General features: G+C 39.8%; 13 protein-coding genes. 3 read left to right on the forward strand and 10 right to left on the reverse strand.

The features are described 5' to 3' along the window. Positions 1–59 precede the first annotated feature (59 nt). The gene (locus AB3N04_RS07155; RefSeq protein WP_368505417.1) at positions 60–2,207 is read left to right on the forward strand and encodes an AAA family ATPase; all 2,148 of its coding nucleotides are present in this window, start codon (positions 60–62) and stop codon (positions 2,205–2,207) included. A 26-nt stretch (positions 2,208–2,233) separates the two neighbouring features. Here the strand turns inward: AB3N04_RS07155 and AB3N04_RS07160 are convergent, their stop codons facing one another. The 3 genes from AB3N04_RS07160 to AB3N04_RS07170 form a co-directional block, all read right to left on the reverse strand. Further along, positions 2,234–2,542 carry a transposase gene (locus AB3N04_RS07160; protein WP_368505418.1) on the reverse strand — a complete coding sequence of 103 codons (309 nt, stop codon included), beginning with the start codon at positions 2,540–2,542 and terminating at the stop codon, positions 2,234–2,236. 69 nt (positions 2,543–2,611) lie between these two features. Next, positions 2,612–3,796, reverse strand: coding sequence for an MFS transporter (locus AB3N04_RS07165; protein WP_368505419.1), 1,185 nt, complete (start codon positions 3,794–3,796; stop codon positions 2,612–2,614). A 105-nt stretch (positions 3,797–3,901) separates the two neighbouring features. Continuing rightward, positions 3,902–4,420, reverse strand: a complete 519-nt coding sequence (locus AB3N04_RS07170; protein WP_368505420.1) for a DUF2628 domain-containing protein — start codon at positions 4,418–4,420, stop codon at positions 3,902–3,904. Positions 4,421–4,732: 312 nt separating this feature from the next. On the opposite strand from AB3N04_RS07170, the gene AB3N04_RS07175 reads away from it, so the two are divergent. Continuing rightward, the gene (locus AB3N04_RS07175) at positions 4,733–5,512 is read left to right on the forward strand and encodes a putative hydro-lyase (RefSeq protein WP_368505421.1); all 780 of its coding nucleotides are present in this window, start codon (positions 4,733–4,735) and stop codon (positions 5,510–5,512) included. 81 nt (positions 5,513–5,593) lie between these two features. Here AB3N04_RS07175 and AB3N04_RS07180 read toward each other — a convergent pair whose 3' ends face one another. Beyond that, positions 5,594–6,256: a hypothetical protein gene (locus tag AB3N04_RS07180; protein WP_368505423.1), complete on the reverse strand. Its 663-nt coding sequence runs from the start codon at positions 6,254–6,256 to the stop codon at positions 5,594–5,596. 299 nt (positions 6,257–6,555) lie between these two features. Then, positions 6,556–9,750, reverse strand: a complete 3,195-nt coding sequence (locus AB3N04_RS07185; protein WP_368505424.1) for an SNF2 helicase associated domain-containing protein — start codon at positions 9,748–9,750, stop codon at positions 6,556–6,558. Positions 9,751–9,944: 194 nt separating this feature from the next. Here AB3N04_RS07185 and AB3N04_RS07190 point away from each other — a divergent pair, with 194 nt between their 5' ends. Beyond that, entirely contained in the window at positions 9,945–10,889 is a 945-nt protein-coding gene (locus AB3N04_RS07190) for a hypothetical protein (protein ID WP_368505425.1), read from the forward strand. Positions 10,890–10,934: 45 nt separating this feature from the next. On the opposite strand, the gene glaH is transcribed toward AB3N04_RS07190, so the two are convergent. The 5 genes from glaH to AB3N04_RS07215 all read right to left on the reverse strand — a co-directional run bounded on the left by glaH (position 10,935) and on the right by AB3N04_RS07215 (position 15,549). Then, complete coding sequence (gene glaH, locus AB3N04_RS07195) at positions 10,935–11,870, reverse strand: glutarate dioxygenase GlaH (RefSeq protein WP_368505426.1); 936 nt, start codon at positions 11,868–11,870, stop codon at positions 10,935–10,937. A gap of 282 nt (positions 11,871–12,152) precedes the next feature. Continuing rightward, positions 12,153–12,488 (reverse strand): DUF3870 domain-containing protein, encoded by a 336-nt coding sequence (locus AB3N04_RS07200; RefSeq protein WP_368505427.1) that lies wholly within the window; start codon positions 12,486–12,488, stop codon positions 12,153–12,155. 24 nt (positions 12,489–12,512) lie between these two features. Continuing rightward, entirely contained in the window at positions 12,513–13,736 is a 1,224-nt protein-coding gene (lhgO, locus tag AB3N04_RS07205) for an L-2-hydroxyglutarate oxidase (RefSeq protein ID WP_368505428.1), read from the reverse strand. A gap of 43 nt (positions 13,737–13,779) precedes the next feature. Beyond that, positions 13,780–14,550 (reverse strand): SDR family oxidoreductase, encoded by a 771-nt coding sequence (locus AB3N04_RS07210; protein WP_368505429.1) that lies wholly within the window; start codon positions 14,548–14,550, stop codon positions 13,780–13,782. A gap of 24 nt (positions 14,551–14,574) precedes the next feature. Beyond that, on the reverse strand, positions 14,575–15,549 hold the full coding sequence (locus AB3N04_RS07215) for an electron transfer flavoprotein subunit alpha/FixB family protein (protein WP_368505430.1): 975 nt from the start codon (positions 15,547–15,549) through the stop codon (positions 14,575–14,577). Positions 15,550–15,554 lie beyond the last annotated feature (5 nt).

A 15,554-nucleotide genomic window follows, 5' to 3' on the forward strand; every position in this document is an offset into this window, starting at 1 on the left:
CAAAGTCAAACTCTTACCTTTCTTAATCTGAATTATAAAAATCGAGGAGGTTATGTAAAATGAAATGTCAAAACTGCGAACAACGTCAAGCGAGTGTAAATGTAAGTTTTCAATTTAATCAAGAGAAAAAGCAATTTAAGTTATGTCAAACATGCTATCTAGAAATGAAAACACAAAGCGGGATCCCATCAGGATTTGGGCATGGATTTTCTCATATGCCTTTCGATGATCTCTTTAAACAATTCACGAATCCTTCGATGGACGCACAGGAGCTTCCACAACACGCCCCTAATGAACAAGCGATGGGTGGTGGCAATAAAGGTGGCGGTTTCTTAGATCAATTTGGTCGAAACTTAACTCACGCAGCAAAAGCAGGCTTAATTGATCCAGTCATCGGACGGGATGAGGAAGTAGAACGCGTGATTGAAATTCTTAATCGTCGCAATAAAAACAATCCTGTGTTAATCGGTGAGCCAGGTGTTGGAAAAACGGCGATTGTAGAAGGATTAGCATCGAAAATTGTAGAAGGTAACGTCCCTTCAAAACTTTTAAATAAAGAAGTGATTTTATTAGATGTTGCCTCCCTTGTCGCGAACACTGGAATTCGTGGTCAATTTGAAGAACGAATGAACCAGTTGATTGCCGAACTGCAACAACGTAAAAATGTGATGCTTTTCATTGACGAAATTCACTTACTGGTCGGGGCTGGTTCTGCAGAGGGTTCGATGGATGCAGGGAATATTTTAAAGCCAGCACTTGCTCGTGGAGAGCTGCAAGTTGTTGGGGCAACTACACTTAAGGAGTACCGTGAGATTGAAAAAGATGCGGCACTTGAGCGTCGCTTCCAACCGGTGATGGTTAATGAGCCGACTGTCGAAGCTGCAATTGAGATCTTAAAAGGCATTCAAGGAAAATACGAGGATTATCATAAAGTAAGCTATACAGAAGAGGCAATTAACGCATGTGTGAGCTTGTCACATCGTTACATTCAAGACCGCTTCTTACCTGATAAAGCAATCGATCTACTAGATGAAGCAGGATCAAAATTGAATCTACAAGCAGGTGTAACAAGTCACGATGATATCGAAGCTCGTTTAGCTGAGCTTACCAAAGAGAAAGATCAAGCATTAAAAGAAGAAAAATACGAAGTGGCGGCTACATTACGGGATGAGGAAGAATCACTCGTTGCCCGCCTGAATGATACGGACGAGACAAAAGCTGTCGTTGATAAAGCTCTGATTGAAGCGATCATTGAAAAGAAAACAGGCATTCCGGTTGGAAAGCTTCAAGCTAATGATCAAGAGAAAATGAAACACCTTGCTGATCACTTAGCCGGAAGCGTCATTGGACAAGATACGGCTGTTCAAAAAGTAGCGAAAGCTGTTCGTCGTTCTCGTGCTGGTCTTAAAGCTAAGCATCGTCCTATTGGTTCCTTCTTGTTTGTCGGCCCAACTGGAGTCGGGAAAACCGAGCTGACAAAGTCATTGGCGAAGGAACTATTCGGAACAAAAGAAGCGATGGTTCGTCTTGATATGAGTGAGTACATGGAAAAGCACTCTGTCTCTAAACTAATTGGCTCGCCTCCGGGGTATGTTGGACATGATGAAGCTGGACAATTAACAGAGAAAGTTCGTCGCAACCCGTATTCGATTATTTTGTTAGATGAGATTGAGAAGGCGCACCCTGATGTTCAACATATGTTCTTACAAATTTTAGAGGATGGTCGCCTCACTGACAGCCAAGGTCGTACAGTAAGCTTTAAAGATACAGTGATCATCATGACAAGTAACGCAGGAGTCGGTGTGAAGAAGAAAACACTTGGCTTTGACGCAAGCGATGCGGTAAACGAAACATCGATTCTTGATTCGCTATCCGCTTACTTCAAGCCTGAATTTTTAAACCGATTTGATGCGATTATTGAATTTAATCAACTCGATAAAGAGAGCCTTGTAAAGATTGTGGACCTCTTGCTAGCTGACTTAGAAAACACATTAGCAGAACAACGAATCTCGATCGCTGTGACCGAAGCGGCAAAAGAAAAAATCGCTGAGCTTGGATATCACCCAGCATTTGGAGCACGCCCGCTACGTCGCGTGATTCAAGAGCATTTAGAAGATCAAATTACGGATCTCCTATTAGGGGACGAAAGTATTGAAGCTGTTTCAGTCGATATCCACGAAGATGCGATTAACGTGACAAAAGGCTAGGAAACACATGTAGAGCACCTGAATCTTCAGGTGCTCTTTCTATGTAGATTCCCTTCTGTTGTAGTGGCTACTAACACCCGAAAAAGTGTATACCAACCAATATAAGCACCTGTAACTAAAAACCAAGGATTTAAAAAAATGCCATGAATGCTTGTCATAAACACCTCATGATCTCTTAAGATCGTATGTATCGCACTTGCTATAATAAAACCAAACGTAACAAACGCTACATATGCTGCACCATTAAACACCAATCTCCCTACATACCAAAAACGATCTACAATTAGCATAAGAACCGGCACAAGGACTATACCAAAAGCTATTAATACTTTCATCTATTCACCACCACTTTTAATAGAGATTATTTTAATAGTATAGGCAGTGCAAGCTATAGTTAAACCTCTTCACGTTTCATATTGGTTGAAGCGAATCATAGAAATGATCCCTAAAATTGGACCAATCGCAAGAAGGATGAACACCCACTCCCATCCGAGGAAAAGCTGTGCGTATGGAATGAGATTAATAGAGAAAATGGTGATCAGAAATCCGACACACATTTGAAAGGTAAGAGCTGTTCCTATGTATTCAACATCGGCAAATTCTGAAACAGCTGCTGAAAATTGTGCTGAGTCGGCGATCACAGAAGCTCCCCAAATGAGCGCGATTATCCACGTTAGCCAAATTGATTGACCGAATGTAAATCCAATTGCCACACAACAAGCCGCACTAATCGCCATTGAATAAATCGTTAAACGAGCTCTCCCTACTTTATCAGCCACAAGCCCCCCAATCACACTTCCTAATCCACCCGCAATCCCGATTGCTAGAAAAGAAGCAAAAGAAACAAACGCGATTGACGTCGTCGGTGAATCAGTTAGGAAACTAGCAGCCAAAAACAGTGGAAGCCATGTCCACATCGCATATAACTCCCACATATGACCGAAGTAGCCATAGTTAGCCAGCATGACTGGCCTGTTTTTGATAACTTCTTTTATTAAATGAAAAGAGAAAGATGCTTTCTTTTGTGCAACCGGAGCATCTTCCAATAGCCAGTAAACAATACCTGCTGCCGCTAATGCAAGGAAAGAACTTGTCATAATGACGAGCTTCCAATTAACAGCAGAAAAGATTGTGACAAAAAACTGTGGGAGAGCAGAGCCAATTGTTAAAGCCGCTATTAAAACGCCGATCGCAAGACCTCTTTTTGTCGGAAACCATTGCGACAATAGCTTCACAGCCGTTGGATAAACCCCTGCCAATGTCATCCCTGTCAGTACCCTTACGATGATTCCAATTGCAGCATGGTCCGTCCAGAGCAATAATCCATTTAAACCCGCACCAATTAAGGCTGATAGCGCAAAGACCTTTCTCGCATTAAATCTATCGGCTAATCCATAGTATGCGCTAATCAGCGCTCCAATGACAAAGCCCACTGGAACAGCAGCTGATAACCAGGCTGAAACAGAAGAATCCCTAACACTCCAAACGTTGATTAGCTCTGGAGCTACAACCGAGCCGCTGAACCATAAGCTTAATGCACATAATTCAGCAATAGCTATTAATACTAATGCCTTCCATTTGCCATTCATTTCTCCACTCCTTTCTTCTATATTCCTACTCTAAGTGTACTAAAGATCCCCTTTATTCAGTCAAAAAAAGTGCTAACAATCGTAAGTTAGCACTTTTTCTACTTATTAAATTCCAAATACTAGAGTTGATACAATGGCATAACCGATTACAATGAGGAAAGTGTAAAATACACCTAACCAGCTTCTGCCACCTTTTTTGTGCAATAGTTCTTCTTGTTGCTCTCGGTTTGGTTCCACCGATGAGATTTTTTCTATTTGTTTTCTAGCATGGTGACGATACATATAATTGCCAAAGAGTCCAAGTGCCACTCCCATTCCAAGTCCGATGGAGTTATTTAACCTCATCAGCAATGCTACATTTTCTGGATCTGCTACTAAAAAAGTAACCAGGTCAAACACGAGAAAAATCCCGATGATTAATAAGACATATCCATACATCTTACGATAGCCTAACCAGAACAAGTGTAAGAAAAAAGCGGCAAAATTCCATGACGTTTGATTGTTCTTTCCATCAATCTTTGCCCATTTCTTCTCATAATAGGACGAGTATTTCTTCCCTACAAAAGCTGCCAGTTGATCCTCATTTTGGCCCAACTCTTCATTTGAAACAGTAACCTCGCTCATTCAACTCTTCCCCCTCATCTCACATTGATATGATAGTACCCTTATTCACACAGAAATAATCCAAATTTTTCTATTACAAGATAGTACTTTATCTCTATCCTCTCTTATTGTAAAGTGATGATGGTAAAAATAGGTTGATAGGCTTGTACAACACATAATATCCTTGATCTGCACATACTAAATAAAAATCTATAGTCCTGGTTATAATGACTTAGAGCTAGCTGACAGAATAATTTGACGAAAATTCCTTCCTCCTTTATGGTGGTAAAGAAGGGTCATTCGTAGAAAAAGTTAATGAAGGAGCGAGTACTCATGATCACCCCTGTAGCATTTAGACAACAAATTAGAGAGCAACACTTCACCGCAAGTACAGCAGGCTACTGCCAAGAATTCGTACAAGCCAATCTCGTTATCGTCCCGAAACAATATGCATTCGATTTTTTCCTTTATACATTCAGAAATCAGAAAGCTTGTCCCGTCATTGATGTTCTAGAGCCAGGCCAAGTAGAATCTCTTCTAGCGAAAGGCTCTGATATTCGTACAGATATCCCTAAATATCACATTTATAAAGATGGAACATTTGAAAAGGAAGTGGAATCGATTGAAGCTATTTGGGAGGATGATTTCGTCTCCTTTTTAATCGGCTGCAGCTTTACATTTGAGAGTGAAATGATTAAAACAAACATCCCACTAAAGCACATCGAATTACAAAAGAACGTCGCCATGTATCAAACAAATATCGAAACTGTTGCCGCTGGACCTTTTTCGGGACCACTTGTTGTATCAATGAGACCCATTAAAAAAGAGCTTGTTCAACTCGCTACTTCGATTACTGAGAAGTATCCGCAAATGCATGGTGGCCCCGTCCATATTGGCGACCCAGCACAAATTGGCATTAGTGAAATAGAAAAGCCGGATTACGGTGAATATGTTGAGATTGCAGAGGATGAAGTACCAATCTTTTGGGCATGCGGTGTCACTCCACAAGCAGCAGCTCAAAACGCTAAGCTTCCGCTCATGATTACCCATGCACCAGGGCATATGTTTATCACAGACTGGACGAATGAGGAATTATTAAATAAAGACTCGTAAGGAATTGACATCCCTTACGCTCGCTTCAACAAAAAAACAAGCAGGATGGAGCCTTAGCCCATTCTGCTTGTTTTTATTCATCTAGCTTCCTTTTAAGTACTTGTGCAGGGTCTTATGTTGTGATGATTTTCCAAAGGAATGAGTGACTTGCCAAATTTTATCGACTTCATTTCCATTAATCTCTGCATCAAGGTCATGGAAGATTCGATGTAAATAGCGCAGAGCCATCGCATCTCGACTTTCTGCGACATACATAAACGCACGAGCATTCTTCATATCATTTTTAACAAGTGAGTCGGCAAAGCCTTCATTATATAACCAATTAATATCATCTCTTAATTGATTCCATTCTTCTTCAGAGATCGTTGACTCGTAGTTTAAACTATCCGCTCTACCCCATCCTGCTAATTTGTTTAAGTAGGTATGTTGTGTGGCGATGATTTTATTTGCCTTCGTTTCTTGCCCTGGCTGATAAGCAATCGCTTCCTCATACTCTCCGTACTGTAAAGTCACTAGAAAGTCCGCTTCTTGTGCCATCAATTCTTGGTCTGGATGGTCACTGATTTCAACAGGCTTTTGATCATACTCACCATCTTCATCGTCTTCAATGCCTTCTTCTACCTGTTCTTCTGCTTGAACGATTACCTCTTCTTCAGTAGGTGTTCCAAACATATAATAAGAGACTGCCCCTCCCACCACCAATAGAGTCGTGACCGCAGCTACAATCATTCCTTTTTTAGCCATTTTACACTGCCCCCTTACTTTTACATTGGTCGTATCTATTAACTTCTGTAACACACTCCCATAATCCTCTATCTATTTACCTAACTAGCTTAACACATTAAGTTGTCCCACTTGTGTCAGCGAACAAAAGTTCGTTGTCGTATGAATTAAATAGATGGCCTTATGTGCGACATTAGGTGTTTATGTGCGCTATTTGGACGATATGGGCGGAATCAGAAATTTATGTGCGCTATTCCCACTTTAGGTAAGGAATCAAGCACCACTAAAAAACTCCCCCCAACTAAGTGGGCGGAGTTGAATTAAAAGTTTAGTAATTCTTTAATTTCATCTGCTGATAAGGATGAGATTTGTTGTTCTCCTGGTTGAATCACGGCATCAACCAGTGCTTTTTTCTTCTCGTGCAAAGCAAGGATCTTCTCTTCAATTGTTCCATTAGCAATCAGCTTAATGACTTGAACATTTTTTGTTTGTCCAAAGCGGTACACTCGGTCAGCTGCTTGTTCTTCTATCGCTGGATTCCACCACGTATCATAGAGAATGACGGTATCTCCTCCGGTGAGATTAAGCCCTGTTCCGCCTGCCTTTAGCGAGACGAGAAACAAACTGTTCTCTCCTTGATTAAATTGATCAGCAAGCCTCAAGCGTTCTTGCGCTGGCGTTTGTCCATCTAAATAGAAAAACTCCCACCCACGCTCATTAAACTCTGTTCGTATAATCGATAGCATCGAGGTGAATTGTGAGAAGATAACGATTCGTTGACCAGCTTCCATTCCCTCTTCCACATATTCCAGCAGTCGTTGCAACTTTCCTGACTCTACCTGATCATCTTCTACTACTAATCTCGGATGACAGCAGAGCTGTCTAAGCTTCGTCAAACCAGCCAAAATCTCAATTCGTTTCTTTTGAAATTGATCCGTTGAGATGGCGTTATCGACATCTGATTTTAGTTGCTTCACTTGCGCTAAATAGTACTTCTTTTGTTCTGGTAAGAGGTCCGTGTATTGAACGGACTCCATTTTTTCTGGCAGTTCCTTTAGTACATCTTTCTTTAGTCGTCTTAAAATGAACGGACGAATCCGCTTGGCAATCTCTTCATTCGACCGGTCCCTAAATTGCTTTTTCGTCCCAAATAAGCCTGGCAAGATCGTCTGCATTAAGGTATATAGCTCATCAAGGCGATTTTCAACCGGTGTTCCACTTAATGCAAACCGGCTTGAAGCTTTAATTGCACGAACGGCTTTCGTTGTTTTTGCTTGTTCGTTCTTGATCGCTTGAGCTTCGTCTAGGACAAGTGATTCAAAGGTAATCTCTTCATAGGCTTTGAAATCACGTTGCATCAAGGGGTAGGAGGTAATCCAGACATCAGCCTCTAGGAGCGCGCGAGCTTGATCTCGTTCTGATTTGACCCCAGCAATGACCACAACATCGAGCTCGGGCGCAAATCGTTTGATCTCCTTTTCCCAATTGTAAATCACGGAGGCAGGTGCAATGATAAGCGATTTACCATTTGTATTGGCTTCTTTTTCTGCTTGTAAATATGTGATGGTCTGCAATGTTTTTCCAAGTCCCATATCATCAGCAAGAATTCCGCCTAAGCCTGATTTTGCAAGGGTTCGTAACCATCTATAACCTGTTTCTTGATAGCTTCTCAGGTCTGCTTGTAAGCGTGTTGGGATCGACCATTCACTAAATTCCGGTGATTGAACGTCTTGAATCAGACGATGAATTTTTTTCGATAATTTTAATCCTGTTTGGCTCTCATCAAGAGAGAATGCTTTATGAAGCGGAACATTCATACTTTTATTCAAGTCTTTTGCCGAGGTTCCAAGGGATTGGACGGCCTTACTAACCGTCGTATATTGTTCTTCTTCAAGATGAATATAAGCTCCGTTTGAGAGACGATGGTATTTCTTCTTATTATATAGAGCGCGTAAGACGTCAATGATCTCCTCATCTGAAATTCCGTCTATGGAAAATGTCACATCTAGCCAGTTCGACTCACTCTCCACATCAACCGTTACAGATGGTGTTGCAGCAGGTTGGAACAATAATTTTTTCGCATCACGCGTTAAAAAGATATCTGCATAGGGTTTTAATTGTGGCAAATGCTCATAAAGGAATTCGACAATTGTATCGATTCGACTTAAAACAAGCTGGTGACCTTCTACTTCAAACGGAAACTGGTCGAGCACGTGTAAAATCGTTTGTTCCTTTTCCACATCTCGGACGATAATGGTCTGATTTGTTTCCGTTTCATTGGTTGTAAAAGGATTCCGTACTTCATGTCCATATCGAAAGGAAACATCAATGAAAAGCTCTTCGTCCTCATAGTCAATTTTCAACGAGGCTTGAAGCGGTTTTTGATCGATTTTTTCTTTTAGTCGTTCTTCCATTTCCACGGTTCCGTAATGAGAAAGGACCGGAAGAACCTCAGAACAAAAAGACTCTAACTGCTCATTTGGAATAAAATCTAGTGGCTCATCGGGCTCATATTCTTTTGACAAGATCTCAAGTGTTTTTGCTTGTTCCTCTGTCAGCTTATAAACTGTATCTTCTTTTAACACACATTTAAACTCTTCATCGATAAATAAAACTCTAGGTAGAAGATGCGCTTGAAGTTCAACCATATCCTCTACTTGTTCTAGTGTGAACGTAAAAAGCTTATCTGTTTTTTCAAAGGTTGACACGTTAAGCTTTTCTTTATATTCAGTCAAACTATCCACATGCAAAACCGTAGCCTGTGGTGCTAGGACATCAAGAAATTGATGCATATAGACGGCTGGGATGAGGAGATGGCGCTTTGTTGATTTGTGACCGTATGTATTTCTTGTATGGTGTTCCTCAACGGCTAACAACCTAAAAATAAGGTCAAACACTACTTCGTCCTCTTCTTTAAACACATGCTCCTCTGGCTGAAAGGCGAACTTATTCGTGAACGCATAAGAACGATTTTCTTTGACCGCTTTTAAGAAGGCATATAGATCTTTTACAACATACAGACGGTTCTCACCGACTTTCATCCCTAACTGAATGTAGTTAACCATATGTTGAAAATAACCACCAGCGGCCATAATGTTTACTTCAAATTCAACAAGTAAGGTTTGCTTTTTTTTAAGCGATGGCTGCTTCCATTTTTGAACCGATTTAAATTCTGTTAAGAGCGAGCTTTTTTTTGAAATCGTTTGTTTTTGTTTCGAAAATGTTGCCCCTCGTTCTTGTAGTTCAAGCAATGTGGCAACAACATGCTTACATGCTCCTGGATACGAATAAGAGGCCTCACAATCACAAGAAAAATCAAGGCTTCCATCCTCTTCGATATCTATTTCCACTTCATATATATGGGTGCCAACAACATCCGCTTCATACGAATTATAAAGTTCATTGTAATGGACATGCTCCACTAAGCCTGCTTGGTAATACTCTACCCCGCGTGTATACGTTGCTTGACTTGAGGCTAATTGTCGAATCAAAAATTCACTAAGTACAGTCGTCAAGGCTCGATCATCCTTTATAAGAATAGTCTTTTATCTATCATAGCATAACTCGTTTAAGGTAGGTCCGCCAATCCTTGTCATTTGCGTTTAACCCGCATTAATAAGGGAATAGTAAACTTTACGCATATAAAATTTCATAGAAGTAGGTGAAGGGGTTGCCTTATTTTCGCATAATATTAACAGGAATAGCCAAGATGCTAAGCAAAGTATTCAGCATGGCTACTCTGACATTCTTTGGTCGCATTCCCTCACAAGATGATTCTAAAGTAAGTTTCATGGGGCTTTTGTCTCTTTATTGGATATACATCCTTGTGACAACTGTTTTTCCAGATTTAGCGGAGACCTTTATCCCTCTCATGCCTGATGATGACACAATTGTCCGTATTGCCTCGATTGTTTTAATTGTGTTGCTACCACTCGTGAACGGATACACTTCCACTAAGATGAAGAACCGCGATCCATCATGTTCAAAAATCAAGCAGACCTTTATGGGGTATCCTTATACACTAATTCTTGGCGGCATGTCGATGGTACTGCTTGTATTGATTCCTATCATTAAGCTACCGAATGTTCTAAAGCTACATTCACAACAGCAATTTGCCATCATGATTCGTAAAGGAAAATATGATGATGTTTTAAAAGAAGTTGATGATACCTTATCAAAACACAATATCAAAACTCATATTCATGATCCAAAAAAGATTGTTTGGTTAAACTTTATGATGCTCTCCTATGTACTGGAACACATTTTTAACTTTACAATTGCGAAAAAAATGAAATATATCACTGCAACACTTGAAGAGAATGAAGTCGAGATTACCGTTCATGCCACAGATATTTCGATTGTTGGACCACGACAAGAAGTATGTGAAGTGAAGCATATCTTATCCGAAGAAATGCAGCCTATAGATTTTTATTTCACTTGGGATCATGGCTTACAAAAGCTTGAAGATAACATCCAAGAAATGAGACACCAACTTGAAAACGGTGAAGACATTAACATGGATGAATTAGAAAACATCACGGATGAATTACGAAAAGCTTCATTAGGCAATGAAGATTGGAATGCAATGCGCAGACAAATTTACAAGCTTGAGAGAGATTATTATAAGAGTAAATGTAAGGATGAGGCTGAATGAATTAAATAAATAAAAAGCTCTGCAACTATGCAGAGCTTTTTAGCTTTACTCTGAAAAGCAACCTCTTTGACGAAGAAGCTCTCGATTTAGCTCACTATTTTTTTCAAAAGCAGCACGACCATGTAGCCAAAATGTATTATTTAGGACGACTAGGTCTCCTACTGGTAAACTCAATTCAATCAAGGAAGGGTCATTTTCCATAGATTCTGACAAGCTTTTAAGATAATTAGCTTCTTCTATATTTTTTGGATAAGCAAATTGATCGATAAAGCACATGCAAGGTTTGTTGTTAATTTGAAAAAATGTTTTTCTCTTTATTTCTTTACTTACATTTTTACTTGAAGGAGCTTTATAAGTAATTTCTTTTGAGGCTAGTCCATGGTTTGAATAGATGTCTAGTTCATTCCAGTCATCTAGGTGCAACAACCGTGATTCTCCTCCTACTGCATTCTCTTCTTTCATCTTCATCATCAATAACCAATCAGTTGCTTCGTCAACAAAAGTTCCATCTGTATGCAGCGTAAAAAGTCTGTATGGTTGCCTGAGATAAGAATCACTATTATCAATATCAGTGACAGAGAATCTCGCATAATAATTTCCGGACATTGAATCAAAATTAGGCTCACCAATCAAATGAGTAATAGCAGTTGAAAACTTAACATAGTCGTCTGATTCAGATGTTTTTGAATTTGTACCAGTCGTATAGCCTCCTGTATTACGGTCATGAAGAATCGTTGTTAATACTTCTTTTAACTTTCCGTTGGTTAAAGAATTTAAGCGATCAGCTACCACAAAGCGCATGTATGGCACATATTCTAGTTGTTGAATAGAAATATCTGATGTATCTTCTAAAAATTGTTCAATCACATGGTCTCTAATATTAATTTGATAGAGTCGTTGACTTTGTGGATGTTCTGCCACCTCAAAAAAATCTGTTCGTTGAATAAAACCTTGTTCCCTACTTGATTTTACAATACTCATAATTATTACCTCCTAATAAAAATTCTTAATTTTTGACAATAAAAATAGCCAGCTATATTATGAGTACATCCATAATATAACTGGCTATCGTCTACAGGATCGCTTTACGAGAAGTAAAGTCGTTGCAAACTATACAGTTATCGCTACATGTAATTGGTAAGTATGGTTCAAGGAATTCACGAGTCTAGAAAAGGCTGTTATTCCAGAGGTGATTTCTTGTACTTATCATTACTATACAGGATGATTAAATAAAAAACAATCAAATTATTGAATATTCTAAATTTATTTACACGGAACTGTTTCTGTTTGTATTTGCAAATACTGTTTATGCAAATCCTTTATTGCAGCGACAAGAGCGTTACTGGCTTTACCAAAATAGTACTGTTGAATTTGGCTCACCGAATAATCGATTCCATCTTGTAAGCTAATTCCCTTTAGTAGACGCCCAATAAATTCTCTACCGTGAGCCGTCGCTAAAGTACATGAAGCTTCTAAAATGACTCCATACTTCGTTTCAACCTCAGCTGTAATGGTTAACGTATCAAATATGCTTTTTGCTGCCATACCTTGAGGCAACCTTGCATGACCTGCGATAAATATAATATTCTGATTAACCATACCTACCTCCCCTTTACTGTTAACTCAATTAATAAGATAGTGAACCGACTTATTTTCCATATCCTCAGCATGGAGATTGCTTAGAATGGACTTTCCAATTTCAATTGACGCAGTCGCAGCAGGAGATGGTGCATTACAAACGTGAATGCTCCTTTTTCCGTTAATCACATAAAAATCATCTACGAGTGTTCCATCGTTTCTCAACGCTTGCGCTCGTACACCGGCCGGAGCGTTCAGAAGATCACTTGCTTTAATATCTGGTATAAGCTCTTGAAGACTTCTAGTGAAGCTAGCCTTACTTAAAGAACGCTTCATTTCACTTGCACCTTCATTCACGTATTTACTGGCTAGTTTCCAAAAACCTTTGTTGCCCATTACTTCTGCAAAATCTTTCATAGAGAAATCTGTCTTCTTATACCCTTCGCGTTTAAAACCTAAGACGGCATTAGGACCAGCTTCTATTTCACCATTGATCATCCGAGTAAAATGAACTCCAAGAAAGGGAAAATTCGGATTAGGGACAGGGTAAATGAGATTCTTTACGAGATGTCTTTTTTCCGGTTTTAATTTGTAATACTCCCCTCGAAAAGGAATAATTTTCACATCGGTATGATACCCAGATAACTTTGCTACCCTATCACTATGCAATCCTGCACAATTGATCATATATTTCGCTTTAAACGGTCCTTTAGAAGTCTCCACCAGAACCTCATCTTTGCTCTCATGTACTTTCTCTACCTCGGTATTTAAGGAGATTTCACATCCAGATTCATTCACAAGCTCAGCAAACTTCAAGCTAACTTGCTTATAATTTACAATTCCTGCAGCAGGAACTTGAATAGCCGCTAATCCATTTACGTATGGTTCAATTTCTCTTAACTCACCTTTATCGATTAAACGAGTTTCTAAGTTGTTTTCAATGCTTCGTTTATATAAAGCATGTAAAAGGGGAATCTCTTCTTTTTTAGTAGCGACAATAATCTTGCCACAAATGTCATGGTCAATTTTATGCTTTTTACAAAACTCGGTCATAGAATGACTGCCTGCTTTTGCAAACCGGGCTTTGAAACTACCAGGCTTATAGTAGATACCAGAATGAATTACACCACTATTGTGACCTGTTTGGTGCATAGCCAATTCTTCTTCTTTCTCAATTAATAAAACTTTAGCAAGCGGGTATTTGTCATAGAGGGCCATACTAGTAGAGAGTCCTACTATTCCTCCGCCGATGATAATAAAATCATACATATTATTCCCCCTCTATTTAAGTAGAAAATGAAGCAAGCCATAATTAAAGGTGAGCCCCGCCATCCACTGTCAAGATGTGTCCAGTTACGAAATCACTCGCTTTTGAAGCAAGAAATAAGGCAGCTCCTTTTAACATCGTGTCATCACCGATTCTTCCTAGTGGTATATGGGATGCCACTTTTTCTCCTCTTTCTTCTAAAACTTTGTTTGTCATTTTTGTTTGGAAAAAACCTGGGGCTATTGAATTGACATTAATTCCGTATTGCGCCCACTTCATCGCTAAATCTTTTGTCATATGAATTACGGCTGCTTTACTTGTACTATAGCCAATCGCATTTAATACCTCTGATGGCTCAGCTTTAATACCAGCTACAGATGAAATATTAATAATTTTTCCCGTTTTTCTTGGAATCATATGCTGACCAACCTTTTGAGACATGAGAAACGTACCTTTAACATTCACATTCATTACTTTATTCCAGGCTTCTTCAGGCATATCTTCAACAGGTGCTCCCCATGTGGTTCCACTATTATTGACCAAAATATCAACCTTTTCGAATTGATTGATAGCCGCTTCTACTGTTCGATCGACATCTTCTTTATTTGTTACGTCACAAGATAAAGCTAGAGCATTTACCCCTTTGTTTTTTAATTGTTCCACTGTTTCGTGACACGCCTCAATCTTGCGCGAACATAATACGATGTGACATCCAGCATCCGCAAAAGCCTCTGCTATCTGTTTTCCTAACCCTCTACCACCACCTGTAATGATTGCCACTTTACCTTTAAGATCAAACAACTCTTCGTTTCCCACAGAACCCCTCCTTTGTTGGCTTTCCTATGAATAAACAGCTGCTTTTAACTCTTCTGTTAAAATTGGAATGATCTCAAATAAGTCACCGACAATTCCGTAATCAGCTACTTCAAAGATCGGTGCTTCTGGGTCTTTGTTAATCGCTACAATGACCTTAGAGTTCGACATACCCGCTAAATGCTGAATTGCACCTGAAAGTCCAACAGCGATATAGAGATCTGGCGTTACGACTTTTCCCGTTTGACCAATTTGGAGCGCATAGTCACAATAGTCCGCATCACACGCACCACGTGAAGCACCTACTGCCCCACCTAATAGATCGGCTAGCTCTTGAAGCGGTTCAAAGCCTTCTTTGCCTTTGACTCCACGTCCACCAGCTACAATGACTTTTGCTTCGGAAAGATCGACCCCACCAGTTGCCTTACGGACAACATCCTTAATCACCGTACGTAAGTCTTTCAACTCCACTGTGAGCGTAGACACATCGCCACTTCTTGATTCATCTTTCTCAAGTGGTACGATATTGTTTGGACGAATTGTCGCAAACAAAACCCCATCATTTACTTTCTTTTTCTCAATAGCTTTCCCAGAATAGATTGGACGTGTGAAGACAGCATCTCCACCGTCCATTTCAACTGAGATCGCATCTGAAATTAATCCAGCACCAAGCTTCATCGCCAGACGTGGCGATACGTCTTTTCCTAGGGAAGTATGACCAAGCAATACGCCCTCTGGATTTTCTACATCAAGAACTTGAAGCAATGCTTGTTGATAGGCGTCTGTGGTGTACGTTTTTAGATCGGCATGGTTGACCACGATCACACGGTCAGCACCGTAGTGAATTAGGCTATCAGCTAAACCGCTTACATCTTCTCCTAAAAGAACCCCTACAACTTCTCCGCCATCTGCTACTTCTTTCCCTGCAGCGACCGCTTCATATGATACGTTACGTAATTCTCCGTCACGAACTTCTCCAATTACAAGTACTTTCTTTGCCATGATAA

The organism is Alkalihalophilus sp. As8PL (assembly GCF_040939795.1).
Classification (GTDB): domain Bacteria; phylum Bacillota; class Bacilli; order Bacillales; family Bacillaceae_D; genus Alkalihalophilus; species Alkalihalophilus lindianensis.

Coding starts and splice junctions, on each gene's coding strand:
- AB3N04_RS07155 (WP_368505417.1), top strand. CDS start 60: ATGAAATGTCAAAACTGCGAACAACGTCAAGCGAGTGTAAATGTAAGT.
- AB3N04_RS07160 (WP_368505418.1), bottom strand. CDS start 2,542: ATGAAAGTATTAATAGCTTTTGGTATAGTCCTTGTGCCGGTTCTTATG.
- AB3N04_RS07165 (WP_368505419.1), bottom strand. CDS start 3,796: ATGAATGGCAAATGGAAGGCATTAGTATTAATAGCTATTGCTGAATTA.
- AB3N04_RS07170 (WP_368505420.1), bottom strand. CDS start 4,420: ATGAGCGAGGTTACTGTTTCAAATGAAGAGTTGGGCCAAAATGAGGAT.
- AB3N04_RS07175 (WP_368505421.1), top strand. CDS start 4,733: ATGATCACCCCTGTAGCATTTAGACAACAAATTAGAGAGCAACACTTC.
- AB3N04_RS07180 (WP_368505423.1), bottom strand. CDS start 6,256: ATGGCTAAAAAAGGAATGATTGTAGCTGCGGTCACGACTCTATTGGTG.
- AB3N04_RS07190 (WP_368505425.1), top strand. CDS start 9,945: ATGCTAAGCAAAGTATTCAGCATGGCTACTCTGACATTCTTTGGTCGC.
- glaH (WP_368505426.1), bottom strand. CDS start 11,870: ATGAGTATTGTAAAATCAAGTAGGGAACAAGGTTTTATTCAACGAACA.
- AB3N04_RS07200 (WP_368505427.1), bottom strand. CDS start 12,488: ATGGTTAATCAGAATATTATATTTATCGCAGGTCATGCAAGGTTGCCT.
- lhgO (WP_368505428.1), bottom strand. CDS start 13,736: ATGTATGATTTTATTATCATCGGCGGAGGAATAGTAGGACTCTCTACT.
- AB3N04_RS07215 (WP_368505430.1), bottom strand. CDS start 15,549: ATGGCAAAGAAAGTACTTGTAATTGGAGAAGTTCGTGACGGAGAATTA.